The sequence below is a fragment of the Gleimia sp. 6138-11-ORH1 genome, from assembly GCF_024814355.1.
GTDB lineage: Bacteria > Actinomycetota > Actinomycetes > Actinomycetales > Actinomycetaceae > Gleimia.
Window position 1 is genome coordinate 48,573 of sequence record NZ_JANUXV010000001.1, and the last position, 25,385, is coordinate 73,957.

At 48.2% G+C, this 25,385-nt stretch carries 18 protein-coding genes and 1 CRISPR repeat array; of the genes, 13 read left to right on the forward strand and 5 right to left on the reverse strand.

Translation table 11 applies throughout. From position 1 onward, the window contains the following. Positions 1–22: 22 nt before the first annotated feature. On the reverse strand, positions 23–511 hold the full coding sequence (locus NXS08_RS00220) for a DUF456 domain-containing protein (RefSeq protein ID WP_259136042.1): 489 nt from the start codon (positions 509–511) through the stop codon (positions 23–25). A gap of 34 nt (positions 512–545) precedes the next feature. Here NXS08_RS00220 and NXS08_RS00225 point away from each other — a divergent pair, with 34 nt between their 5' ends. From NXS08_RS00225 to NXS08_RS00280, 12 genes are all read left to right on the forward strand, one after another. Next, positions 546–1,670 carry a GuaB3 family IMP dehydrogenase-related protein gene (locus tag NXS08_RS00225; protein WP_259136043.1) on the forward strand — a complete coding sequence of 375 codons (1,125 nt, stop codon included), beginning with the start codon at positions 546–548 and terminating at the stop codon, positions 1,668–1,670. A 59-nt stretch (positions 1,671–1,729) separates the two neighbouring features. After that, positions 1,730–2,995 carry a pentapeptide repeat-containing protein gene (locus tag NXS08_RS00230; protein ID WP_259136044.1) on the forward strand — a complete coding sequence of 422 codons (1,266 nt, stop codon included), beginning with the start codon at positions 1,730–1,732 and terminating at the stop codon, positions 2,993–2,995. Between the two features lie 20 nt (positions 2,996–3,015). After that, the gene (locus NXS08_RS00235) at positions 3,016–3,993 is read left to right on the forward strand and encodes a TIGR01777 family oxidoreductase (RefSeq protein ID WP_259136045.1); all 978 of its coding nucleotides are present in this window, start codon (positions 3,016–3,018) and stop codon (positions 3,991–3,993) included. 319 nt (positions 3,994–4,312) lie between these two features. Then, positions 4,313–5,278, forward strand: coding sequence for a sugar-binding transcriptional regulator (locus tag NXS08_RS00240; RefSeq protein ID WP_259136047.1), 966 nt, complete (start codon positions 4,313–4,315; stop codon positions 5,276–5,278). Positions 5,279–5,697: 419 nt separating this feature from the next. Next, complete coding sequence (fucP, locus tag NXS08_RS00245) at positions 5,698–7,059, forward strand: L-fucose:H+ symporter permease (protein ID WP_259136048.1); 1,362 nt, start codon at positions 5,698–5,700, stop codon at positions 7,057–7,059. 5 nt (positions 7,060–7,064) lie between these two features. After that, on the forward strand, positions 7,065–8,084 hold the full coding sequence (locus NXS08_RS00250; protein ID WP_259136050.1) for an aldose 1-epimerase family protein: 1,020 nt from the start codon (positions 7,065–7,067) through the stop codon (positions 8,082–8,084). A 5-nt stretch (positions 8,085–8,089) separates the two neighbouring features. Then, positions 8,090–9,010: a ribokinase gene (rbsK, locus tag NXS08_RS00255; protein WP_259136052.1), complete on the forward strand. Its 921-nt coding sequence runs from the start codon at positions 8,090–8,092 to the stop codon at positions 9,008–9,010. A gap of 368 nt (positions 9,011–9,378) precedes the next feature. Next, positions 9,379–12,750, forward strand: a complete 3,372-nt coding sequence (gene cas9 / locus NXS08_RS00260; protein ID WP_259136054.1) for a type II CRISPR RNA-guided endonuclease Cas9 — start codon at positions 9,379–9,381, stop codon at positions 12,748–12,750. Between the two features lie 4 nt (positions 12,751–12,754). Continuing rightward, a complete protein-coding gene (gene cas1 / locus NXS08_RS00265; RefSeq protein WP_259136055.1) occupies positions 12,755–13,651 on the forward strand; it encodes a type II CRISPR-associated endonuclease Cas1 in 897 nt (298 codons plus the stop codon). Beyond that, positions 13,644–13,964, forward strand: a complete 321-nt coding sequence (cas2, locus tag NXS08_RS00270) for a CRISPR-associated endonuclease Cas2 (RefSeq protein ID WP_259136056.1) — start codon at positions 13,644–13,646, stop codon at positions 13,962–13,964. Before cas1 ends, cas2 begins: the two co-directional genes overlap by 8 nt. A 51-nt stretch (positions 13,965–14,015) precedes the next feature. Beyond that, a CRISPR array of direct repeats spans positions 14,016–16,806; the repeat unit is 36 nt; unit sequence TAAGTATATCAAAGGGAAATAAGACTGATTCCCAGC. 379 nt (positions 16,807–17,185) lie between these two features. Then, entirely contained in the window at positions 17,186–17,350 is a 165-nt protein-coding gene (locus NXS08_RS00275) for a hypothetical protein (protein WP_259136057.1), read from the forward strand. A gap of 5 nt (positions 17,351–17,355) precedes the next feature. Then, positions 17,356–18,072, forward strand: coding sequence for a hypothetical protein (locus NXS08_RS00280; RefSeq protein WP_259136059.1), 717 nt, complete (start codon positions 17,356–17,358; stop codon positions 18,070–18,072). On the opposite strand, the gene NXS08_RS00285 is transcribed toward NXS08_RS00280, so the two are convergent. The 4 genes from NXS08_RS00285 to pta all read right to left on the reverse strand — a co-directional run bounded on the left by NXS08_RS00285 (position 18,020) and on the right by pta (position 23,705). Next, positions 18,020–18,514 carry a hypothetical protein gene (locus NXS08_RS00285; protein WP_259136060.1) on the reverse strand — a complete coding sequence of 165 codons (495 nt, stop codon included), beginning with the start codon at positions 18,512–18,514 and terminating at the stop codon, positions 18,020–18,022. The two genes, NXS08_RS00280 and NXS08_RS00285, sit on opposite strands and share 53 nt — an antisense overlap. Continuing rightward, positions 18,511–20,562 carry an NAD(+) synthase gene (locus NXS08_RS00290; protein ID WP_259136061.1) on the reverse strand — a complete coding sequence of 684 codons (2,052 nt, stop codon included), beginning with the start codon at positions 20,560–20,562 and terminating at the stop codon, positions 18,511–18,513. The genes NXS08_RS00285 and NXS08_RS00290 overlap by 4 nt, the downstream gene beginning before the upstream one ends. 220 nt (positions 20,563–20,782) lie before the next feature. Then, a complete protein-coding gene (locus tag NXS08_RS00295) occupies positions 20,783–21,955 on the reverse strand; it encodes an acetate/propionate family kinase (protein WP_259136062.1) in 1,173 nt (390 codons plus the stop codon). Between the two features lie 181 nt (positions 21,956–22,136). After that, entirely contained in the window at positions 22,137–23,705 is a 1,569-nt protein-coding gene (pta, locus tag NXS08_RS00300) for a phosphate acetyltransferase (protein WP_259136063.1), read from the reverse strand. Between the two features lie 434 nt (positions 23,706–24,139). Here pta and NXS08_RS00305 point away from each other — a divergent pair, with 434 nt between their 5' ends. Beyond that, entirely contained in the window at positions 24,140–25,096 is a 957-nt protein-coding gene (locus NXS08_RS00305) for an endonuclease domain-containing protein (RefSeq protein ID WP_259136064.1), read from the forward strand. The last annotated feature ends 289 nt before the right edge of the window (positions 25,097–25,385 follow it).

Here is a 25,385-nt window from a genome sequence, read left to right on the forward strand (position 1 = left end):
GGGTGGTTTAATTTTGTTTGTTTTAGGGTGTGCTGATGAGTAGTGAGGTCACTGCCCAGCTGGTGACTATTAGGAATGAGATGCTGAATTCGATGAGGACGGATATTCCGGTTGCTTTGAGTGTTTTGAGGAGGGATTTTTTGGCTTCTTGGGGATTTTTTAGGCGCTGATATTCTGCTAGTCCTATGCCTAGGATGAAGCCGGCGGGTAGTCCGATTATGGGGATGATGAAGAATCCGAGGATTGCTCCGGCGCCTCCAAGTAGGAGTGTGGAGGTGGGGATTCCTGCTTTCTTTAGTTGTTTTCCGGGGATTAGGATTTTTAGGATCTGCGCTAGGAGTAGCAGTATGGTGGAGAGTGTGAAGAATGTCCAGGCGGTGTATCCGCCCAGGTAGAGTGCCCAGATTAGGATTCCGGTGAGGATGAATGGGGTGGATGGCCAGATTTGCACTAGTGCGCCGGTTAATCCAAATGCGAGTAGAAGCGCGACGCTTATGTACATAATTGTCATGGTTTTAGTTTACGTGAGCAGATAGACTGGTGCTATGACTTATGAGATTGAGATTGGGCGCGGGAAACGTGCTCGGCGTGCTTTTACGTTAGATGATATTGCTTTGGTTCCGTCGAAGCGGACGAGGGATCCTGAGGATGTGAATATTTCGTGGCAGATTGATGCTTATCATGTGGATACGCCGATTTTTGGTGCGCCTATGGACTCGACGATGAGTCCTGAGACTGCTATTAAGTTGGGGCAGTTAGGTGGTATTGGGGTGTTGGATTTGGAGGGTTTGTGGACTCGGTATGAGGATCCTTCGCCGATTTTTGAGGAGATTTGTAGTCTTCCGCGGGATGCTTCTAATCTTAGGTTGCAGCAGATTTATTCTGAGCCGATTAAGCGTGATTTGATTCGTGAGCGTTTGCAGCAGATTCGTGATGCTGGGGTGGTGGTGGCTGGTAAGCTTAGCCCGCAGCGGACGTTGGAGTTTTGTGATGATGTGGTGGATGCGGGCGTTGATATTTTTGTGATTCGTGGGACTACTGTGTCTGCGGAGCATGTTTCGTCTAAGGTGCAGCCTTTGAATTTGAAGCGTTTTATTTATGAGTTGGATGTGCCGGTGATTGTGGGGGGTGTGTCTACTTATACGGCGGCTTTGCATTTGATGCGTACGGGTGCTGCTGGGGTGTTGGTTGGTTTTGGTGGTACGGCGGCGTATTCGACTCGGCAGTTGTTGGGGATTCATACGCCGATGGCTACTGCTATTGCGGATGTGGCGGCGGCGCGTCGGGATTATTTGGATGAGTCTGGGGGCCGTTATGTGCATGTGATTGCGGATGGTTCGATTGGGCGTACGGGTGATTTGCCGAAGGCGATTGGTTGTGGTGCTGATGCGGTTATGTTGGGGGCGGCGTTGGCTCGGGCTGAGGATGTTCCTGGTGGCGGTTGGCATTGGGGTTCAGAGGCGTATCATCCGGAGTTGCCGCGTGGTTTGCGGGTTCGTGTGGGGACTGTGGGGACGATGGAGGAGATTTTGCATGGCCCGTCTTCACGTGCGGATGGGACGGTTAATTTTTTGGGTTCTTTGCGTCGTACTATGGCGGCGGCTGGTTATTTGGAGTTGAAGGATTTGCAGCGGGTGGATTTGGTTGTGAGTCCGTATGATCCGGCGTAGTTTTCCGAGGGCGGTGTGTTTCCGCGTTTTCCTGTGTGCGTAGAAAGTGGTGTGTGTAGGTGGAGCGGTCTGATAAGCGTATGCCTTTGTTACTGACTATTTTTATTTGGGTGATGTTCTCAGTTTCGCTTGTTTGGTCAGTGTTTGTTTTTTTGTGGTTTCTTTCCTCTATTGATAAAGATACGGGAGCTAAGCCTTTAGTGGGGATTGTTACTGCTTCGCTTACTTCTGTTGGTGGTATTGGTGCGGTAGCTTATTTGGTGATGAAGTACCGTGAGCGGCTGGATAAAGAAGTTGAGTTGGAGCATTCGCGGATCGCTGAGGCTGACCGTAAGTTGAAAGAAGCTGTGGGTCAGTTGGGGAGCGAGTCCCCGCAGGTGAGGTTAGCGGGAGTTTATGGTTTAGCTGATGTTGCTGATAATTATTTGGGTCGTTATAAGCAGCGGGTGGTTGATATTTTATGTGGGTATTTGCGTACTGATCGTTCTGAGTTGGTTGTTGATGGGAAGTTTAAGGATGCGGCGGTTGAGTCTGCGATTATTAAGGTAATTGGGGAGCGGCTACGCAAAAATAGGGTTCTTGTTGAGGATATTGAAGTTGTGCAGACGGTAGGTGATGAGCAGCTTTGGTGTGATTGTAGTTTTGATTTTACGGGAGCAACTTTTCATGAAACTGTTTCATGGGAAAGAACTCTTTGGGATAAAGCTGTAGTATTCACGGATACAACGTTTAAATCAGACGTAGTTTTTGAGATGGCGAGTTTTGCCGGTGACGCTCGGTTTGATCGGGTGATTTTTACCGGTGGCGCATGGTTTAATTGGGCGAGTTTTACTGCTTACGCTTGGTTTAGTGGGGCGAGTTTTGCCGGTGACTTTGAGTTTTATGGGGTGAGGTTTGCCGGTGTAGCTGTGTTTGATGGGGTGAGGTTTGCCGGTGAAGCTCGGTTTGTTGGGGCGAGGTTTGCCGGTAACGCTTGGTTTGAAGAAACTACATTTTTCGATGGATTGAATATTGAAAATACTGTTTTTGAATATGCGCCAGAGACAAAGAAGATCCTGCTTCCCAACCCAAATCTTCTCAACGTATTAAATTCTGAAGAATGGACGATGATCGAAGACAAGGACTACTGGACGATCGACGATCACAACAAGCATTGGACACTTGAAAGACAAAAGGAACGTATCGAAAACGTTTACAAAGATCTTGAAGAAGCATTAAAAGACCACCCTAGGGAAAAAGAAAAACTAAAGGTAATCAGAGAAACCATCGGAAACAATTTCCCCAAAGTTCAGGTAGATTTCGATAGTCTGGATACAGAAGCGTAACTTAACTTTCCAGGAAGATCATGGCTGTTAAAGAAACTATCCTAGTTGCGGGGGCCTCCGGTTTTATTGGGTCGGCTCTGCTTAAAACACTGTCTGAAAAAGACTATACAGTGCTTCAACTGGTGCGCCACCAGCACGAACATGAGACTGCTAACGTTAAACAAATCTACTGGGATCCTGAAAAAGAATACCTGGAGCCAGCCGCCCTCGGGAATCTGGAAGAAACCCCTTTAAAAGCCGTGATCTGCCTGTCTGGCGCGGGAATTGCAGATAAAATCTGGACGCAAAAACGTAAAGAAACCCTGGAAAGCTCGCGCTTAAAACCCCTCCAAACCCTCATCAAAACCCTGGAAACTCTGCCACCACAGCACCGCCCCTCGAAACTAATCACTGCCTCAGCCGTGGGATACTACGGGGCAAACGCGTCACAAAACCACTCAGAAATCACCGAAACCAGCCCCGCCGGAACCGATTTCCTGGCACAACTATGCCAAAAATGGGAAACCGCCGGAGCCGCCGCCGAAAACCTAAACATCCCAGTCGCACACCTGCGCACCGGCCTGGTCATGCACCCCAGCGGCGGCCTGCTGAAAACCTTTGACAAACTCTACCGCTACGGGCTGGGCGCGCAACTGGGAACCGGCGAAAACTGGATGCCACTTATCACCCTCCGCGACCACGTGCGCGCCATCTGCCACGTGCTGGAAACCCCCGAGCTCACCGGCCCCGTAAACTTGGTTGGCCCAAACCCCGTCCCAGCGCGAGATTTCCACCAATTCATGGCAGAGCGGACGCGCCGACCAAAATGGATAAAAATCCCGAGGGCGCTGCTGCACCTAGCTCCAGAACAAATCCAACTACTCGCACTGGCGAACCAACGAGTCCTCCCCAAACGCCTGGAAGAAACCGGGTTCGTGTTTAAAGACGCTGACGTGCTTAAAGCGATTGAAGAAGAAAGCTGGTATCACGGGGCGCGGATCGTGGCGCCAGGGAAATAAGTCAGCCACGCAACCAGGAAAATAAGTCAGCCACGCAACCAGGGAAATAAGTCAGCCACGCAACCAGGGAAATAAGTCGGCACTGGCACCCAGTCAATAAAGGCGCCCGGCCAATAAAGGTGCCCAGTCAATAAAAGTACCCGGTGACTAAAAGCATCCTGTGAATAAAGAGACGCGAGGCGAAGCGTGGCGTAACCGACCCACTACCTCACCTAATTGCCTACCGCTGTTTTACAAATGTGCCTAAGTTTGTGATACTGAATTTACTGGTGTCTGCCCATCAACTTCAGGCAGTCAGATAAGGTAAGGATTTAGCAAAGTGGAAAACGCTGTTAATATGCTCGCCAATCTGCAACTAAGCAATAAAGACATTCAAGCAATCGACGCAGCGAAGCTCTATTACTCTGGAATGTCCCAACAAGAAGTTGCAAACGCTCTGCATTTATCGCGCCCAACTATCTCGAAACTACTCTCTCACGCGCAGGAAAGAGGTTTCGTGCGGATTAGCGTTCATGACCCGCGCACAGAAGATCTCGCTATCCAAGAGCGCCTGATGGAACGCTACGGTTTAAGCGATGTGAAAGTAGTATTCCCCGGGGTAGCCAGTAAAGAAAAAACTAACGAAATCCTTGGCAAAGCGGCTGCGGATCTGCTGGGATCTTTAGTTGCCGAGGGCGATATTATCGGTGTGAGTTGGTCCCGCACGATTGAGGCAATGAGCCGAGCATTAGTGAAAACTCCTCGCCGAAATGTGAAAGTAGTGCAAATCCGCGGGGGTGTGGGTACTGCCGAAAGTGGTTTTTCTGAAATCTCAACTATTAATCGGTTTGCTGAGGCTTTTGATGCGCAAGCGCATTTCCTGGCTTTGCCAATGGTTTTTGAGACTGTGCAGGTAAAAACTGCGGTAGAAAAAGAACGGCAAGTTGTTGAAGTGCTTGAGTTAGCGCGTCAGGCGCGTTTCGCAGTTTTCACGGTTAGTGAAATGGCAGCTGAGTCTTATTTGATGAAAGTTCCTGCGCTTAGTGAGTCAGAGAAAAAGGTTTTATTGGAAACCTCAGTTGGGGATATTTGTTCGCGTTTTGTAGATGAGAATGGGCGGATTTGTTTGCCTGATCTGAACTCTCGGACGATGTCTATTTCTTTACCGCATTTGCGTAAGATTCCGCAGAAAATCATGGTGGTAGCGGGCGTGGAAAAAGCGTCGATTACTAAAGTGGCTTTAGAAAATGGTTACGTTAGTCATTTGGTGATTGATGCGGATACGGCTTTAGAGATTCTGCGTTAAGTTTAGCCAGGGTATTCGGTGCCCTTTTGCCGGAATTTACTCAGCTATTTTGCGGGTATTGCTTAGCCCTTTTGCCGGATTTTCCTCAGGAGTTTTGCCGGGTTCTTTTAGGGTTTTTCTTCCCACCCTCAAAATTGGCACAAATGTGCCTAAAAAAGATTGACAGATGTGTGTGCGGGGGAGTAGTTTATGAGTATCGCGCTAAACCCAAGACGCTTTAGGCGATTACCTATCCTTTTCAACAAGCACAAATGTAAAAATCCGAAACGGGACTTCACCAGACACAGACGTCTATCCCTGAAGCCACCGCGCAAATAGAAATATTCACGTAGCCTGACGCCCTCGCCAGACTACCAGCAATAACTGGCACAACGCACAGGAGCGTCAGCCACCCAACCCTATTTGGAAGGAAACCTACAATGAGCACCACCAAAGAAGCCGGTGCACCGGTCACAAACCAATCATTTGGCATAATTAAAGACCCCACCATCCAACAAAAAGACGGTTACTTGGACCGCACCCCGTGGTTCCAATACATCATCTTATCCATCTGCTTCCCCATGTGGGGTGTGGCAGCTTCCCTAAACGACATTCTCATCACCCAATTCAAAGCGATTTTCACACTATCAGACTTCGCTTCTGCCTTTGTCCAGTCAGCTTTCTACGGCGGATACTTCCTCATCGCCATCCCCGCGTCCCGAGTCATCCGCCACTCCACCTATAAAACTGGTTTGCTGATCGGTTTAACTTTCTACATCATCGGCTGTTCCATGTTCTTCCCCGCCAGCCACATGGCAACCTACTCGGTTTTCTTAGCGTCCCTTTTCGCCATTGCCGTGGGCCTTTCATTCTTGGAAACCTCAGCTAACACTTATTCGTCGATGATCGGGCCAAAAGATAAAGCTACTTTGCGGCTGAACGTGTCCCAAACCTTCTACCCTCTGGGTTCAATTGCCGGGATTTTGTTAGGCAAGTACCTGATTTTCACCGAGGGCGATGCGCTGCACGTTCAGTTAGGTGATTTAGAAGGCGAAGCTAAAACCCAGTTCGCTCAAGAAATGCTCCAACGCACACTCCAGCCTTACATGGTGATTATCGCGATCCTAGTTGTGCTCTTACTAATCATTGCAATTACGCAGTTCCCTCACTGTAAGCCACTGCGTGAGGGAGCTAAAGAAGCTCAGGCGTCAATCGGGGAAACCCTCCGTTACCTGGCTGCAAACGCGCCGTTCCGCAAAGGCATTTTCGCTCAGTTCATGTACGTGGGTATGCAGACCGCGGTTTGGTCTTTCACAATTCGTTTAGCACTGACTTTGGACACTTCTCTAAACGAACGAGCCGCCTCTAACTTCATGATCGGGGCTTTTGCTGCTTTCTTCGCCGGCAAGTTCATCGCGAACCTACTGATTGCCCGTTTCGATACGGATAAAGTTCTACTGTGGTACTCGATTTTGGGAATGGCTTCAGTTATTTACACTGTTTTCGTCCCCAATATGTCAGCTGTTTACATGGCGATTGTTACTTCCGGTTTATTTGGCCCCTGTTGGGCAACTATCTACGCACGCACTTTGGACACGATTGAAGATAAACGCCATCAAGAAACCGGTGGGGCAGTGATCGTCATGTCCATTATTGGTGGCGCGGTTATTCCTGTTATCCAAGGGCTGGTTTCTGATGCGACTGGTTCTTTACAGTTCTCTTTCATTGTTAACCTAGTTTGTTTCGCGGTGGTTGGCTGGTACTTCTTGACCATGCTGCACGCTGGAAAGAAAGTTGCGTGATTAACGTGAGCGTTAAAATTTTCTTAGATCGTGCTCAGTTTTCTGCTGAACCGAAAGTGATTGCAGAAACTGCAGAGTTTACCGTTTCCATTTTCAAATACGGTACGGGTATTGAGTCGTTAATCTTGGAAAACTCGCGTGGCTATGTTGAGTTGCTTCCTTACATGGGGCAGATTCTTTGGGCTGCCGAGTTTGACGGGGTGGATTTGCGGATGACAAATATGTTTTCCCAGCCGCAACCGGCTAAGCAGATTGTGGACAATTACGGTTGTTTTAGTTTCCATTCTGGTTTACTTTCGGGTGGGTGCCCGTCCTCGGAAGATACGCACCCGCTGCATGGCGAGTTTCCGTGTGCGGATATGCAAGAAGCCTGGGTAGAGATTTCCGAGGGCGCAGTCACCGCCTATTCTCTTTATGAGTATGTACAGGGGTTTGGCCACCACTATGAGGCGGTGCCTTCGGTGAAGCTTAACGCGGGGTCTGCCCTGTTTGAGATTGATATGCGGGTTTCTAATCTGTCGAATTATCAGCCGATGCCGCTGCAGTATATGTGCCATATGAATTATGCGTTTGTGCCTGGTGGGCGGATGAGTTCGAATTTGCCTGATGACGCGTTTAAGCTGCGGCGTACTATTCCGGCGCATGTTAAGCCTACGCCAGAGTGGACGAAACTTAATGAGGATATTCTTTCGGGGGCTTTTAATGCGAACTCGTTAGAGGGTGCTGAAGCGTTTGATCCAGAGATTGTGTATTTTGCTGATGATTTACCGCAGTATGGTGAGAATGCTGAGTTTGAGCTTACTTCCCCTGAGGGAGTGACGTTTTATACGGCTTTTAAGACTGCTGATTTCCCGGTTGCTACCCGGTGGATTTTACATAATGAGGATCAGAAGGTGGCTGCTTTTGTGCTTCCAGGTACCAGCCGCCCTGAGGGTTATAAAGCGGCGGAAGCGTGCGGAATGTTGATTTGGCTTCCTGCCGGTGAGAGTAAGCATTTTTCTGTGACAACTGGTATTAAGGGGTGATTGTAGTGAGTATTGCAGTTATTGGTTCTAATATGGTGGATTTGATTTCTTACATTACGCGTATGCCTGAAGAGGGAGAGACGATTGAGGCTCCTGATTTTCGGCTTGGCTGTGGTGGTAAGGGAGCTAATCAAGCGATTGTGGCTGCCCGGTTGGGTTCTGAAGTTGTGATGGTGACGCGAGTTGGTGATGACTTATTCGCTGAAAACACGATTCGCAATTTCGCAGAAAATGGGATTGACACTACCCATGTTTTACGCACTGAAGGGTCTTCGGGGGTGGCTCCAATTTTTGTGGATCAGCAGTCGCATAATTCGATCATTATTGTTAAGGGCGCTAATAATCAGTTGTCTGCTGATGATATTGAGGCGGCTGCTGATCGGATTAAGGAATGTAAGCTGATTGTTTTGCAGTTGGAGATTCCGTTGGAAACTGTTTATGCGGCGGTTGCGTTTGGGAAAGAGCATGGGATTCCGGTGCTTTTGAATCCTGCTCCGGCGGCTCCGGATTTGGTGTTGGATCGGGTGAAGTCTTGTGATTTTATTGTGCCGAATGAGACTGAGTTGTCGCTTCTCACGGGGATGCCAGTTGAGTCCGAGGACGATATTCGTAATGCCGCGGCTGTGTTGTTGAACGTGGGGATTAAGAATGTGATTGTCACTTTAGGGTCGCGCGGTGTTTATTGGACTGATGGCGAGCGGGAAGAGTTTTTTGCTGCCACTAAGGTACAGGCGCGTGATACTACTGGCGCTGGCGATGCGTTTATCGGTTGTTTTTCCCATGTGTGGGTAAAGACGGGTGATATTGCGAAGTCTTTGGAGGCTGCGGGGCTTTATGCGGGTGATTCGGTGACTCGTTTGGGAACGCAGACTTCTTACGCTAATGCGCAGGAGTTTAAGGCTAAGTATCCTGAGGTTGATCTTTAATAGCGGGTCGGGTGGGGGTTGCCCCAAGATTTGGGGCAACCCCCACCCGATAGGTAATAGTTGTATACTCCGCGGCTCGTTTCAGCCGAAACGAGCCGCAGAGTTTATAAAGAGGTTTATTTTAGGGTTTGTTTTTAGAGCTTATTTTTAGGGTGTTGTATTAAGGGGTTGTTTTAAGGGTTTGTTTATTCGGGGGCTTGCCTTTTGGAGCCGTTATGGTTATCCTGGTTTCAGACTGATATTCTCAGTAAGTTTCACCTCGTTAGTGAAATTGAATTCTCCACCGGACTCGTAAGAGTCCGGTTATTTTTTCGTTTATTTTCGTGTTGCGTATTTATTATGTCTGTGCAACGGATTACACTATTGTTATGTCTCATTTAGCACATCTTAAATACCGTGTTGGTATCGACGTAGGTCTTAATTCTATTGGTTTTTGCTGTGTAGAGGTGGATGACAATGATTATCCGCTTCGCTTCCTTAACCTGTCTGTGTACAGGCATGATGCGGGGATTGATCCTAACGGAAGAAAAACCCACACCACTCGTTTAGCTGCTTCAGGGGTAGCCCGCCGGACTCGTAGACTTTTCCGCAGGCGCAAAAAGCGACTAATGGATCTGGACAAGTTCTTAAAGGCAGAGGGCTTCCCAGAAACAAATCACGAAAACTATAAGAACCCTTACACTCCTTGGCTGGTGCGTGCTGAACTGGCGCAAACACCTATTCGTGATGAAGCTGAGTTAAAAGAAAAACTTGCTATCGCTGTTCGTCATATGGCTCGCCACCGCGGGTGGCGTTCACCGTGGGTGCCGGTACGTTCATTACACGTTGCTCAACCGCCCTCGGATCAGTATCTGGCTCTTAAAGAACGCGTTGAACAAATAACTTTGCTGCCCTTACCAGATGACGTAACCTCAGCAGAAATGGTTGTGGCACTGGAACTTTCTATCGCGGTAAACCTGCGTCCAAAAGACCGCAAAAAGACTAAAACTAAAGAGGAAAATAAGAAATCGGGTATTTTGGGTGGAAAACTCATGCAATCCGATAACGCTAATGAACTGCGAAAAATCGCTAAGATGCAGGGGCTAAGCGATGAACTGTTGCGTGGGTTAATAGAGAAAGTATTCCAAGCTGAATCGCCAAAGGGAGAATCTGAAAAGCTCGCGGGTAAAGACGTATTACCCGGGCAGGAACAAAAAATCAGAGCGTTGAAAGCTCACCCTGCTTTCCAACGCTACCGGGTAGCTTCAATCGTCAGTAATCTTCGGATCATTAACCCGCGCTCTGGTGAAAAAGAACGTCTGGAACCTGATGTGCAAGCAAAGGTCATTGAATTCCTGCTGACTGCAAAACCCAGCCGTGAGATTAGTTGGAGCGATGTAGCAGAATTTATTGGCGTTGACCGGAACCTATTGGCAGGTACTGCCTCAGAAACAGCAGATGGGGAACGCGCTTCAGCAACACCTCCGCGGGATGTAACTGATATAGTTCTGGCAACATGTAAGATTAAACCCCTGAAAAACTGGTGGGTAAAAGCCGATTACGATGAAAAATGCGCTATGGTTCATGCCCTTTCTAATTCAAGTGCGATTACAGATTCGTCTCCGGCAGAAAATGCTGTAGCAGAATTCTTGCAATCACTTACGGATGAAGAAAACGAAAAACTTGACTCCATTCACCTGCCAATCGGACGGGCAGCTTATTCAGTTGATTCCTTAGACCGATTGTCTAAACGAATGATTGAAAATGGTGAAGACCTTTTTGAGGCCAGAGTCAATGAGTTTGGGATTAGCGATGATTGGCGTCCTCCGGCAGAACCGATAGGTGAACCGGTTGGAAACCCAGCTGTTGATAGAGTGCTCAAAGCCGTGAATCGCTACCTGATGGCGGTAGAAAAACAGTGGGGCGCCCCCCATTCTGTGAATATTGAGCACGTTAGAGACGGGTTTGTTTCAAAACGCCAAGGTGCCACAATTAACCAGGAAAACGAAAAACGGTTTTTGCGTAATAAAGCGGTTAAAGCAGAGATCCTGAGCCTGACAGGTAGAGAGGGCGAGGTTCGCTCATCTGACGTAACCCGTTATTTGGCTATTCAACGGCAAAATGGGCAATGCTTGTACTGTGGGCAGATGATTACTTTCGCAAATTTAGAAATGGATCATATTGTGCCACAGGCGGGCCTTGGCTCAACTAATACGCGTGATAACTTGGTGGCTACCTGCTCGCGCTGTAACAGAGCTAAATCTAATACTCCGTTCGCAGTTTGGGCAGAGAAAGCTGATATTCCTGGTGTGTCCTTAAAGGAAGCTTTAGATCGGGTAGATTTTTGGATTCCAGACGGTTATTCCAATGCGAAAGACCTAAAAGCATTGAAGAAAGGTGTGAAAGACAGGTTAAAACGTAGAGTTGAGGATCCGCCTTTAGATGACCGTTCAATGGAATCAGTTGCTTGGATGGCGCGTGAACTGCAGCATAGAGTGCAACACTACTATGAGAATAAGCAGGAAGGAACGAAAGTTCGGGTTTTCCGTGGTTCGATAACTTCAGCTGCTCGTAAAGCTTCAGGATTTGAACGGCGAGTTAATTTTATTGGTGGGAATGGCAAGACTCGTATTGATCGGCGCCATCACGCAATGGATGCCGCTACTGTTGCTATGCTCCGGCCGTCGGTAGCTAAAACTCTGGTGCTTCGCGGCAATATCCGCGCCAGCGAACAACTGAGTGGAGTTGCTGAAACTTGGAAAACATTCCGCGGTGAAAACAAGGCGGATGAAATAATTTTTGATCGCTGGACAGAGAACATGCTGGCGTTAGTTGAAAAGTTTAACTTAGCATTAACGCATGATGAGATTGCGGTTTTCTCAAGTCTGCGGTTACGGCTGGGAAATGGAAAAGCTCACGATGACACTATTGCGAAACTGCAGCTACATAAGGTGGGTGATGCTTGGTCAATTACAGAAATAGACCGTGCTTCAACCCCCGCGCTTTGGTGTGCTCTTACCCGGGAACCAGACTTTGATTGGAATAACGGGCTACCTGATAATCCTCAAAGAACCATCAAGGTGAACGGCACCGAATATGGGCCTGAAGCTGAGGTTGGAATTTTCGCTAATGGAGCGGCTTCGATTCTGGTGCGTGGCGGTTCAGTAGAGGTTGGCAATACGATTCACCATGCCCGTATCTATCGGATTAAAGGGAAGAAGCCTTCTTATGGCATGGTGCGTGTCTTTACTACTGATTTGTTGAAAGACCGCCATGGAGATTTATTCTCTGTGGAGCTGCCACCTCAATCTGTTTCAATCCGCTACGCAGAACCAAAGGTAAGACAAGCACTTCGGGAGGGAAATGCTGAGTACCTTGGTTGGGTAGTTGTAGGCGATGAATTTGAGCTGGATTTAAGCAGTGAGTCTAGTGGGCAGATTGGTGAGCTACTTACTGATTTCCCTGGGACGAATCGGTGGACTATCGCGGGTTTCTTTTCCCCATCAAAATTTAGATTAAGACCAATTTATCTTGCAGAGGAAGGGCTTAAGAAACATAAAACTAAGGAAGATGAACCAGAAAGTGAAGACAATCAGTTTTCAGATGGCACTTCCGCAATTATTAGTGGTCATGGGTGGCGTCCCGCAATAAACGTGGTGTTCAATAACTGTAATCCCCGGATTATTCGGCGCAATGCTATCGGGCAGATAAGAACGGTTGAGAGTTCAAGTTTGCCGGTTTCTTGGGGCATTAAGGAATAGGGAAATGCCTCGCGGGTGGAGAGTGATTGATTGCAGCTCAATGAGCGGTGAGATTTGCTCCGCTCGCGGGGCTGTTTCTGTACAGCCTGAGGGTAAAGATCCGGTTTTGATTCCTATTGCGGATGTTGCGGTTCTTTTGGTTGGGCATGGGGTGTATTTTAGCGGGGGCGCTTTGCATAGGTGCTTGTCTGCTGGTGTGGCTGTGTTGCTTTGCGATTGGCGTGGTGTTCCTCAGGGTGGTGCGTTTGGTTGGAGTGATCATTCCAGGGTGGCTGCTCGAAGAAATGCGCAGGCTCTTTTAAGTGAACCCAGGCGTAAGTCTGCTTGGAAGGCGATTATTAAAGAGAAGATTCGTGGGCAGGCTGCTGCGTTGGAGTTGAGTGATGCGGCTGGTTCGGGTTTTCTTTTGGAGCTTCGGAAGCAGGTTCGTTCTGGTGATCCGGAGAATGTTGAGGGGCAGGCTGCCAGGTTTTATTGGAAGAAACTGTTTGGGGCTGGGTTTTCCAGGGTTCCGGGGACTCGTACGGGTGTTAATGGTCTTTTAGATTATTCGTATTCTGTGCTTAGAGGTTTTGGGATTCGGGCGGTGCTTTCCGCTGGTTTGGAGCCTTCGCTGGGGCTTTTTCATCACAATCGGTCTAATCCATTTTGTTTGGTGGATGATTTGATGGAGCCTTTTCGGCCTTTAGTGGATTTTTATGTTGCAAAAGAGTGTGCTGAGGGGATTCCTGATTTTGTTTCTGTGAAGCGTCGGTTAGTTGAGATTGCATCATCAAAGTTTTCGGGGGATGGGTTGACTGTTCCGGCTGTTTTTGAGGATTTTGCTCAACATTATGGGAAGTATGTTGAGGGTGAAATTGATAGGTTGAGTGTTCCAGTTTGGAGTGAGCAGAATGGCTGATGATCCGATGTGGCTTTTAGTGATGTTTGATCTTCCGGTTACTACGAAGAAGGAGCGTAGAGATGCTACTGCTTTTAGGAATCTGCTTTTAGATTCTGGGTTTTCTATGGTGCAGTTTAGTGTTTACGCAAGGTATCGGCCTACGGGTGGATCAGATATTAGAGTAGTGTCTGGGATTAAGGCAAATGTTCCGTCTGGCGGTAAAGTTAGAATTTTGCAAATTACTGATAGGCAGTGGTCTACCATGCTTCGTTTTTCTAATCGTCAGATAGAAAATGATCCGGAAACACCGGAGCAACTAACGATTTTTTAGTCGTAAAAATGCTATTTTCCCTTGAAAAATTGGGTATTTCCCTTTGATATTTAAGTATATCAAAGGGAAATAAGACTGATTCCCAGCCTACTCCGCAGGGGGTGGAGGCGCAGCATAAGTATATCAAAGGGAAATAAGACTGATTCCCAGCAGGGTGTTCCGACTGTGCGGGTTAAGGGTAAGTATATCAAAGGGAAATAAGACTGATTCCCAGCCCAGCAACAAATGGGTATGGCAACCAACTAAGTATATCAAAGGGAAATAAGACTGATTCCCAGCATGCCGAGCAACTTCACGGTGGATAAGATAAGTATATCAAAGGGAAATAAGACTGATTCCCAGCTTCTTTTAACAGCGGTTTCAGGCTCAAATAAGTATATCAAAGGGAAATAAGACTGATTCCCAGCCGCCGACGCAAGGAACAACGGTGATATTTAAGTATATCAAAGGGAAATAAGACTGATTCCCAGCCTACTACGGTCCGTTCGATTAGGTCGGTTAAGTATATCAAAGGGAAATAAGACTGATTCCCAGCTGAGTTCGGAGGGTTTTTAACCGGAGCTTAAGTATATCAAAGGGAAATAAGACTGATTCCCAGCGCCTACGCCACCGCCAGCGCCTAAAACATAAGTATATCAAAGGGAAATAAGACTGATTCCCAGCAATAGGGTTCGGCGGGCTTCTGTGGGTCTAAGTATATCAAAGGGAAATAAGACTGATTCCCAGCTGATAGCCCCTAACTGGTTGATGACGGCTAAGTATATCAAAGGGAAATAAGACTGATTCCCAGCGAGGTGTCTCCTCACGCTTCTTTCGCTTATAAGTATATCAAAGGGAAATAAGACTGATTCCCAGCATGTGCACCGTGGTTTGGCTAAGTTTCGTAAGTATATCAAAGGGAAATAAGACTGATTCCCAGCCTTTTGATGGCCGCCAGTATGTGTCTTTTAAGTATATCAAAGGGAAATAAGACTGATTCCCAGCGTAGCCAAGGGTGAAGCCGAAGAATGTATAAGTATATCAAAGGGAAATAAGACTGATTCCCAGCTTGATTTAGAAATGCAACCACAGCCAACTAAGTATATCAAAGGGAAATAAGACTGATTCCCAGCTTTTTTCTAAGCCGATTTCTTCAAAGGCTAAGTATATCAAAGGGAAATAAGACTGATTCCCAGCCCGGTTCGGGTGCATGACGATGTTGAAGTTAAGTATATCAAAGGGAAATAAGACTGATTCCCAGCGTGCTAGTCACACGCGATGGTCAAGAGTTAAGTATATCAAAGGGAAATAAGACTGATTCCCAGCAGCGTCGGAAGGCCTCGCGGCGAAAATCTAAGTATATCAAAGGGAAATAAGACTGATTCCCAGCCGGAAAGGGCTGTAGCTGACGGAGTGTCTAAGTATATCAAAGGGAAATAAGACTGATTCCCAGCTGATTTTGGAGGCGGCTCTGATTTGCGCTAAGTATATCAAAGGGAAATAAGACTGATTCCCAGCTCGTTCAAAACGCCTTGTTCCACGTTTGTAAGTATATCAAAGGGAAATAAGACTGATTCCCAGCCCTCCCCCAGAAGAAGTTACGCATATGCTAAGTATATCAAAGGGAAATAAGACTGATTCCCAGCAGGTTGCCTGCCCCCACTTTATTAGAAATAAGTATATCAAAGGGAAATAAGACTGATTCCCAGCTATGGTGAATCATGTATATGAGATCGAGTAAGTATATCAAAGGGAAATAAGACTGATTCCCAGCAACCCGGTACAAGTTCGATTGCCGTCCGTAAGTATATCAAAGGGAAATAAGACTGATTCCCAGCCGTAGGCGTAGCATGAGTTATCAGCTTATAAGTATATCAAAGGGAAATAAGACTGATTCCCAGCTTACGGTAACGATGAACTGATGGTTTGGTAAGTATATCAAAGGGAAATAAGACTGATTCCCAGCTTTCGTGTGTTTCTTGTTTTTTTAGAATTAAGTATATCAAAGGGAAATAAGACTGATTCCCAGCCCGTCGCTCATACATATTACAATGCGGGGTAAGTATATCAAAGGGAAATAAGATTGATTCCCAGCGCGGCTAAGAGTGAGGCTGAGGATTGTCTAAGTATATCAAAGGGAAATAAGACTGATTCCCAGCACGGCGCGCGCGGTAGTGAATGGGTAACTAAGTATATCAAAGGGAAATAAGACTGATTCCCAGCCACGGTTGGAGCGTGAACTAGCCGTTGCTAAGTATATCAAAGGGAAATAAGACTGATTCCCAGCCGGGCGCGCATCCGCAGGGCTTCGGCGGTAAGTATATCAAAGGGAAATAAGACTGATTCCCAGCAGCTAGGACGAATACACCTAGTGGCCACTAAGTATATCAAAGGGAAATAAGACTGATTCCCAGCTATGAGGTTGAAGCCTCCATGCTAGTGCTAAGTATATCAAAGGGAAATAAGACTGATTCCCAGCCCGATGGAACGCGCATATACGCGACTTTTAAGTGTATCAAAGGGAAATAAGACTGATTCCCAGCTACGTGGGTAGCCTGGTTTGGGAGAGGTTAAGTATATCAAAGGGAAATAAGACTGATTCCCAGCGGGCAGGAGAGATGGCAGCGTTCGGCGGTAAGTATATCAAAGGGAAATAAGACTGATTCCCAGCAGGAAGGGCTGCATGTTGTTAATTCCTTTAAGTATATCAAAGGGAAATAAGACTGATTCCCAGCTGATTAATCGGAGGGCGATTGTCCTGGGTAAGTATATCAAAGGGAAATAAGACTGATTCCCAGCATTTCTGCGTGACCCTCGTAATGCTTTGTAAGTATATCAAAGGGAAATAAGACTGATTCCCAGCTATGTACCCTTAGGTTGCTAGCGGACATAAAAACGCTAAAGCATACAGTCAGCAGAATAACGCTTATTATCCTTAGAAACACTCGATGTTTCGCGATATTTTACCTCCACGGCGTCCTCGGAAAAGATAGTTGGCAAAATGTGAAGTATGTAGAGAATGCCAGCGTGGTTGCGCCCCGCATATACCCAATCGGAGCTATTATGATCAACGTGTTTTGCACAAAAAAATACCGGCAAGTGGAAAAAGCTCCGACTATTGTATGCGTAATGTGATGCGCCTATGCTTATAAGTAGGAAATCCCTTCAACACAGAGGAAAACAGTATTAAGCTCGGCTCTATACAAGCTGCGCTGGAAAAGCTACACACCAGCCGTGGAGTAATGGAAAAAACAGGTATCAGAGCAGAAGCAGAAGAATATTACGAAAACACTGTAAACGATCTTAAGAACTTAATCTCAGGCGGCTATCGACAGGACTTAGAAAACACGCGAATCGCCGATCTTGAAACTGAAGAAGATGTAGAACTTGTCCTGGAAACACAATAGAAGCAGTGAAAGCTACAGAAAAACTAAGAGCCACTGAAAAAGACCCAAACCTGGATACAAAAGCCCTAAGTAAGCTGAATTCAATTTATGAACAGTACATTGCCTCAGTAACTCAGCTAGTAGAACTCGAATTCAACGGTGAAGCATTTACTACAGACCTTGAAATTGTAAAGAACTTCCCGAAAGTAAGCGATACTCGCCCCCACTTAGGAACTCACCCGGCAGCAAACCCAGATAAACGATTTAACGTGACTGGAAGCGACGCCGAATTACAAAAATATTTACCCAAAAAAGTCTGCGCTTATGAGCTTGCAGATAACATGAAGCCAGAAACAAAATACCCAACCTACCGTTATTTTCTGCCAACAAGCCGCAATAGCATCTCCATTCAGCAGGTGGATTCCCCCTTCACTGAAGAAAGCCAAGTCGCCAAAATAAAAGACCGCGGGTACGCAGTTTCCTATAAAGGCTACGGAAATGCGCTATGCACCAATTCCGAGGGCGCAGACGAATGCTACGAACAAACAAAAGACGGTCGCTATTGGAAAGCCAGGTTTAACGGTAACGCAAATAACGCTTGCGCGGACTTTGCATTAACTGAATGGTTAGAAAAGTTGCCAAAGCCCAAGGGAACAAATAAAAGTGGGGGGAAACTATCCCCACAGTCAGCTACACTAGCTTGGCTTTTTCAATACCCTCTTTTACAAAAGCCAAGCGCATAGTGAAAAACAAGGCACATATGCCTATCATTCCAGACACTGAAACTGCAGCTCCTAACCCCACCCAGAAAGAATCCAGCGTAACTAAGCCTGCTAACCCAAAAGCCAATGTGAGCCCAAAATGTGCTCCTGACACGAAGAACAGTATCACCGTGAAAGTTCGCATCAGGTTTTCAATCGAGGTTAAACGCACCCGCTGCGGGTTAGATAGCTGCTTATCAGTTTCAGCAGCTACAAAACCCCAACTATTCTTCACCGGATAATAGCCAGGAATCAGGAATCTAAACGGCAGAGTTGAATAATCTAAACTAACCATGGAAACTTCACGGCGGATACACTCGCCAATCGCATAGGTGGCTCGCCACCAGATTAGTGCATTGAACGCGAAAGGAATCGAAATGACTATAAGAAGAACACTAAGTGCAATTATCTGAAAATCGTTCATCGTTTCTCAACCTCAAACCCTAAAGACGCGCCCAAATCATCAATCCGCTGCAACCACGCAGCCGAGGAAGCATCAGAAGGCATCCGCCAATCCCCACGCGGAGACAGTGACCCCGCCGGCATTACCTTCACACCGTTGGGAACCGCTGTGCGCTTAAACTGATTTTGGAAAAACCTTCTAAAGAAAAGACGCATCCACATGAGAATCTCAGGTAGGTCATAGGCAACCCGCTCATGCTCAGGATATAGCATTGGCCAGTCGCCCTCGGAAATATCTTGCCACGCATGCCACGCGCGGAACGCAATTTTTTCCACGCGATACCCGTATTTCAAACTGTAATAAAGCGTGAAATCATGCAGCGCATACGGGCCAATCGATGACTGTGTGGACTGCGGTTGCTCCCCCTCACGCAGAGGAATCAGCTCTGGAGTAATCTCAGTTTCTAAAATGGAACGCAACGTTTCATTCACCTGTTCAGGGAACTTCCCAGAAGAAACCACCCAACGCACCAAATGCTGCATTAAAGTCTTTGGAATCCCCGGATTCACACTGTAGTGGGACATGTGATCGCCCACCCCGTAAGTACACCAACCCAACGCCAATTCAGACAGGTCGCCGGTGCCAATCACAATGCCTCCGCGCGCGTTCGCAATCCGGAATAAGAAATCCGTCCGCAACCCGGCTTGCACATTCTCAAACGTCACGTCATAAACTTCTTCACCGCGCCCCGCCGGATGCCCCATTTCTTGCAGCATTTGCGTGGCAGTTGAGCGAATATCCAGGGTTTGGAACGTGGTTCCCAGCGCCTCAGCCAGTTTCTGCGCGTTAGAGCGAGTGTGGTCGGTAGTTGCAAAACCTGGCATGGTGAAAGTGAGAATATCTTCCCGAGGGCGCCCCAAACGGTCCATTGCTTCAGCGCAAACTAACAGTGCGTGGGTGGAATCTAACCCACCCGAAACGCCGATTACTGGTTTAACGTTTGGGCCAATTGACTGCAGGCGGCGAATCAAAGAGGTGACTTGAATGTGGTAGGCTTCAAAACAATCCTCATCCATCGTAGCCGGATCCTGCGGAATATACGGGAAACGCTGGATTTGGCGTTTTAATCCCAAGTCGTTTTTTGGTGGGTTCAAGGTGAACTCGATGAGCTGGGTTTCTTCCGCAGAGACGTTGTTAAAAGTATTCATCCGCTGCTGCTGGTGGCGCAGGCGATCCAAATCGATGTCGGCAATTGTCAGCTGCGTTTCTTGACTGTAACGCTGGTTTTCTTTGAGCAGGTCACCGGCTTCGTAAATGAGCGCCTGCCCGTCCCAGGCCAGGTCATTAGTTGATTCGCCGGCACCTGAGGAAGTGTAAATGTAAGCGCAAGCTCCGCGGTGGGAAGCGGATTGGCACATGAGTTTACGGTCGCGGGCTCTGCCCACGGTAACGGGGGAGGCGCTTAAGTTCGCAATAATGGTTGCTCCCGCAGCCGCCGCGTCTGCAGAGACCGGAGAGGTCACCCACAGTTCTTCACAGATTTCCACGGCAACTACAAAGGCGGGGAGGTCTTTGGCTTGTAAAGCGGGGCGGGCAAATGCGGGTACTGTGTGAGTGCCGATTGTGAAACTGCTGGGAACTTGCCATGAGTCGATTTGCGCGAACCAGCGGACTTCGTAGAACTCTCCGTAGTTGGGGATATGAAGTTTTGGTTTTACACAGAGGTATTTGCCGCGGTGAATGACTACGGCAGTGTTATAAAGGTTGGCTCCTTGACGAAGCGGCGTGCCCACAATGATTAGGGGAGTAAGTTCAGTGGAAGCCGCGCGGATTTCTTCAAGTGCTTTTTGGGTTTCGTCGTAAAGTAGGTCAGAGAGGAATAGGTCTTCCGCGGTGTATCCGGTTAGTGATAGTTCTGGGAATACTGCCAGGGCGCATCCGGCAGCGTCAGCTTCTTTGGCGGCGCTAATAATTCGCTGGGCGTTTTCTTTTGGATTTGCTAAGGCTACTGGGAGGGTGACTGCGGCGACGCGGGCAAAACCTTGGTCGTAGAGGCTGTAGAAGTTCATGTGGGCTCCTTTTAGTTTTAACTACTTAAAGTATAGTCCCATCAGAATTCGGTGCGAAAGCAGTGCTGCTTAACTCTCCTTTCGCGCGCGAAACGGCTTTCGTATGCGAATTGGCGGGGGTACGGGGGTCATTTCGCACGGGAAACTCGTTTCCCGTGCGAAATTGGGTAATAAAATGGGGTGGCGCCCGAAGCTAACCACCCCATTTAAGCAATAAAGTTTACAGCAAGCTCATCGCCTGACGGGCAATTGCCAGTTCCTCGTTAGTGGGAACAACCAGCACCTTAACCGCGGAATCTTCAGTTGAAATCACGCGAGTTTCCATAGAACGAACCGCGTTAGCGTCCGCATCTAACTTAACACCCATAAACGCTAGGCGTTCACAAACTTCCGCGCGCAACTCAGCGTCATTTTCCCCAATCCCAGCGGTGAAAGTTAGAGTATCTAACCCACCCATAACAGCAGTGTAAGAACCTACGTATTTAACCAGGCGGTGGACTACAACGTCCAAAGCTAAACGAGCGTCCGCATCGCCCTCGGTAGCGCGGGAGCGCACAGCGCGCATATCATTGTCGCCGGTAAGCCCCTTTAAACCAGACTGCTTGTTGAACAAAGTATCAATCTCATCGGTGCTCATGCCGCCCACCCGTGACAAGTGGAATACTGCAGCCGGATCAATATCACCGGTACGAGTACCCATTACCAAGCCTTCCAGTGGAGTCAGCCCCATGGAAGTGTCTACCGCTTTTCCATTCACAACTGCAGAGGCAGAAGCGCCGTTCCCCAGGTGGAGGACTACCTGCTTTAGCTCTTCAGTACCAAGGAAATCAGCAACTGCGGCGGAAACGAACTGGTGGGAAGTGCCGTGCGCCCCGTAGCGGCGGATCGAGTATTTCGCAGCTACCTCTTTATCCAGCGCGTAGGTAGCAGCTGCAGCTGGAAGCCCTTGGAAGAAAGCAGTGTCAAAAACTGCTACGTTTGGGACTTTGATTAGTTCGCGAGCTACGTCGATTCCCTTCAGGTGAGCCGGGTTGTGCAGCGGAGCTAAAGGAGCTAATTCTTCAATAAGGTCACGAACACGGTCATCAATAATCGCAGCGCTAGAGAAGTAGGAGCCGCCCTGCACCACGCGGTGCCCTACGGCAACAATACCGGCTTCAGATAAAGCGGGTCCAACTTGGTCGAAAAGTTCCAACACTTTAGCTAGGGCCTCAGAGTGGTCGTGTACGGGTGCTTCTAAGTTCACTTCCTGCGCACCGTAGGAGTGCTTTAGTAAGGAAGAGTTTTCTCCGATTCGCTCTACCAGTCCAGAAGCGATAGCATCCCCAGTTTCGGGATTAACCAGCTGGTATTTTAATGAGGAAGAACCAGAGTTGATGACAAGAACAGTCACGATTTACCTTTCGTTTATTTTCTTTTCCCGAGGGCGCCTCGGAAGTTACTCGCTAAGACTACGCGCTTAGAGGTGTAAAGCAAATTAATTTTAAGTTTTCACCCCTGATTTGGAAAATAGGGGTTGAGTTGGTGGGGTTAGAGAAAGCCCCACCAACTCTATTTATTGAGCTTGTACCGCGTTATTGAGCTTGTACCGCGGTAATGGCGATAGTGTTTACGATGTCTTCTACCAGTGCTCCGCGGGAGAGGTCATTAACTGGCTTATTTAATCCTTGCAGGATGGGGCCTACTGCTACTGCTCCGGAAGTGCGCTGCACTGCCTTGTAGGTGGTGTTGCCAGTATTGAGGTCTGGGAAGACGAATACAGTTGCTTGACCAGCGACGTCAGAACCAGGTAGTTTCGTGGCAGCTACTTTTTCGTCAATGGCAGCGTCGAACTGGATTGGGCCTTCTAAAGCTAAGTCGCCGCGTTTTTCTTTAGCGATTCGTACGGCTTCAACAACTGCGTCTACGTCCGGGCCGGTACCGGAAGTGCCGGTGGAGTAGGAAATCAGCGCGATCTTCGGATCCACTCCGAACGCTTCGGCGGTTTCTGCTGAGGAAATTGCGATGTCTGCTAATTGTTCAGGTGAAGGGTTGGTATTTACCGCACAGTCACCAAAGACCAGGACTCGATCATCCATCAGCATGAGGAACACTGAAGAAACAATTGATGTGCCAGGTTTAGTTTTGATGATTTGGAAAGAAGGAATAATGGTTTCAGCTGTGGTGTGAGTGGCTCCGGAAACCATTCCGTCTGCGTCTCCCATCTGCACCATCATGGTGGCGAAGTAGGATACGTCATTCATTTTTTCTGCGGCTTGTTCGACGGTTACGCCTTTCTTTTCCCGCAGGCGAGCAAACTCAGTAATGTAACGTTCCCGGTAAGCGGGGTCGTTTAAGGAAACGAAGGAGGCTTTAGATAGGTCGATGCCCAGCTGTGTTGCCTTAGCGTGTACTTCTTCAGCGTCACCGAGCAAAATAATGTCCGCAACGTCTGCTTCTAAGATGATGGCGGCAGCGCGTAGGACACGTTCATCTTCAGATTCAGGTAGGACAATGCGACGCTTATTCGCACGTGCTCGGTCTTTTAACGCATTTTCAAACATTAGGGGGGTGACTACGGTGGATTCTTCCTCAGTTGATTCAATCAAAGCGTAGTCGGTTAGTTCGGTGATAACTCGCATAGAGCCCAGGTGCTGAGAGATAGCTACGCGGGATCCTTCGGACGGGTCAAGTACAATCAGCGCGGAAACTGGGGCGTGTACGGAACGTAATTCTGCTACCGCAAGTTTGGCGTAGTCAGCTACGCGGTCAGCGGTGCGCACACCTCCATCAATAATCAGCGCCATAGTTGCCCCCAGGTTAGCTGCAGTGCGACCAATCCGAGTTAATTCACCGGGGTTAGCTAAGTCTCCGTCAACTAAACCGACGATGAGTACCGCGTCGAAACCCTGATTGAATTGGGTGAATCGACTGATCACTTGGTTCATTGCTTTAGTTTCATCAGCGACTACTTGACTGCGGGTAGTACCCCAATCTCCTTCAAACTGTGACAAGATGGTGTCTTGCTCAGCGGGGCCGTTAATGTAAGGGCGGAAAACACCGACGTTTTCATAGTTTTTGCGTAGGTTTTCTAAGGCTTCTTGAACTACTTTGGTAGCGCCTTGTATGCTTTCAGAAGCAGTGATAAATAGCAACTTCGACATTTGAAGTGAATCCTTTCCTCAATGTTTTACGTTTAGCTAACAAACTCACGTTAACTATCGAGTGGAAAAATAGACTTATACAATACTTATTATCTGACAAAATGTCAGAGATTTTTAGTGTGCTAAACATGAGAAGAAAGACATTTTCGGAAGTTCCTATAGGTCGCACATTCATTTCGCACGCCAAACGCGTTTCGTATGCGAATTGGGGCCCTATATCCCTCTTTTCGCACGGCAAACGGCTTTCGTATGCGAATTGGGGCCCTGTATCCCCTCTTTTCGCGCGGCAAACGGCTTTCCCGTGCGAAAAGAGGGGAGTGTGCACATGCATTTCGCTTCGTGAGTAGTGCACGCTAAACTGCCGCCCTCGAAAAGTTTTCCACAGAAAAACTGGGGGGCTACAGCCTCGGCGCCAGCTTCGCTAGCCTGCAAGTATGGAAACGAAATTGCTAGCGCCCAGCACCGAACTGACCGCGAGTTACGTGCCGGAAATCAAAGAAAAGCAAATTCATCGCGGCAAACAATTTATTTACCCAGAAAATCTTCCTGCGTGGGAGGTCTGGCATGAATCACTACTGGCTTTGGCAACTCGGACAAGTTCCCGCACCAAAACCGAACATGCCTTCAGTATGCTGATTGCCGCGCACGCGTGGGGCATCCCTGCCCACAATTTTCCGTTGCAATTGGACGTCATTTACTTTGATGATCGCCGGCGAGGAACTTCGAAAGTCGGCGAGCTCGCCGGTCGCGGAGGTTTGCCCGTGCACCGCTTCAACCGAAAGTATCCTGCAGACGCCTGGGTGCAGCAAAATGGTTTGCGCGTACTAGATTACCCTTATTTTCTGTTGGAATTGTTGCAGTTAGATGATGCGAAGCAGGCTTTGGTGACGGCGGATGCGCTGGTGCGGAAGGTGCTGCAGGTCGAGCATTCTCTTAGCGAAATACAACAGCGCGAGTTAGCCAAGCTACGTGCGACGGTGGTTGATTTGGCCCGGCAGTATTTCACGGAAGCGGTTGCGCAGCGGGTGCAGCGTCGGTGCACGCTGATGAATCCACTGGCTGAGTCCGCTTTGGAAACCCTGGTACGCGTAGACTTGGTGCGGGCCGGGGTGCCTGGGTTGGTGTGCCAGTTCCCTATTTTTTCCGAGGGCGGTCATTACTATGCTGATTTATGCCTTCCGGCACAGCTGTTGGTTATTGAATGCGATGGACAGGAAAAATATATGATCGATCCGCAACGGACGTACGAGTCAAACCGGCAAAAGGCGCTTGAAAATCTGGGCTTTAGGGTGATTCGAGTTTCTTGGGAACAGGCGAATACACCGGGGTATCTAAGTAAGGTGGCGAGGTCTTTGGGAATTAGATTGGCTTCGGGATTGTGGCGTTGGTAGGCGCCCTCGGAAATCCTCATTTCGCGCGGGAAACGGCTTTCGCGTGCGAGTTGGGAGGCCTGTGGGGTTGGTTTCGCGCGGGAAACGGCTTTCGCGTGCGAGTAGGGGAGGCCTGCGGGGTTGGTTTCGCGCGGGAAAGCGCGTTCGCGTGCGAAAGGGGGTGGCGGAGGCGAGTTTAGCGACCTACCTAAGCCAACGAATTCTCATGTGACCATTTGATAGACAAAATAACTACCAGATTCCGCAATCCCTTATCATTAAAGATTGTCAATGAAACTACTACACTATT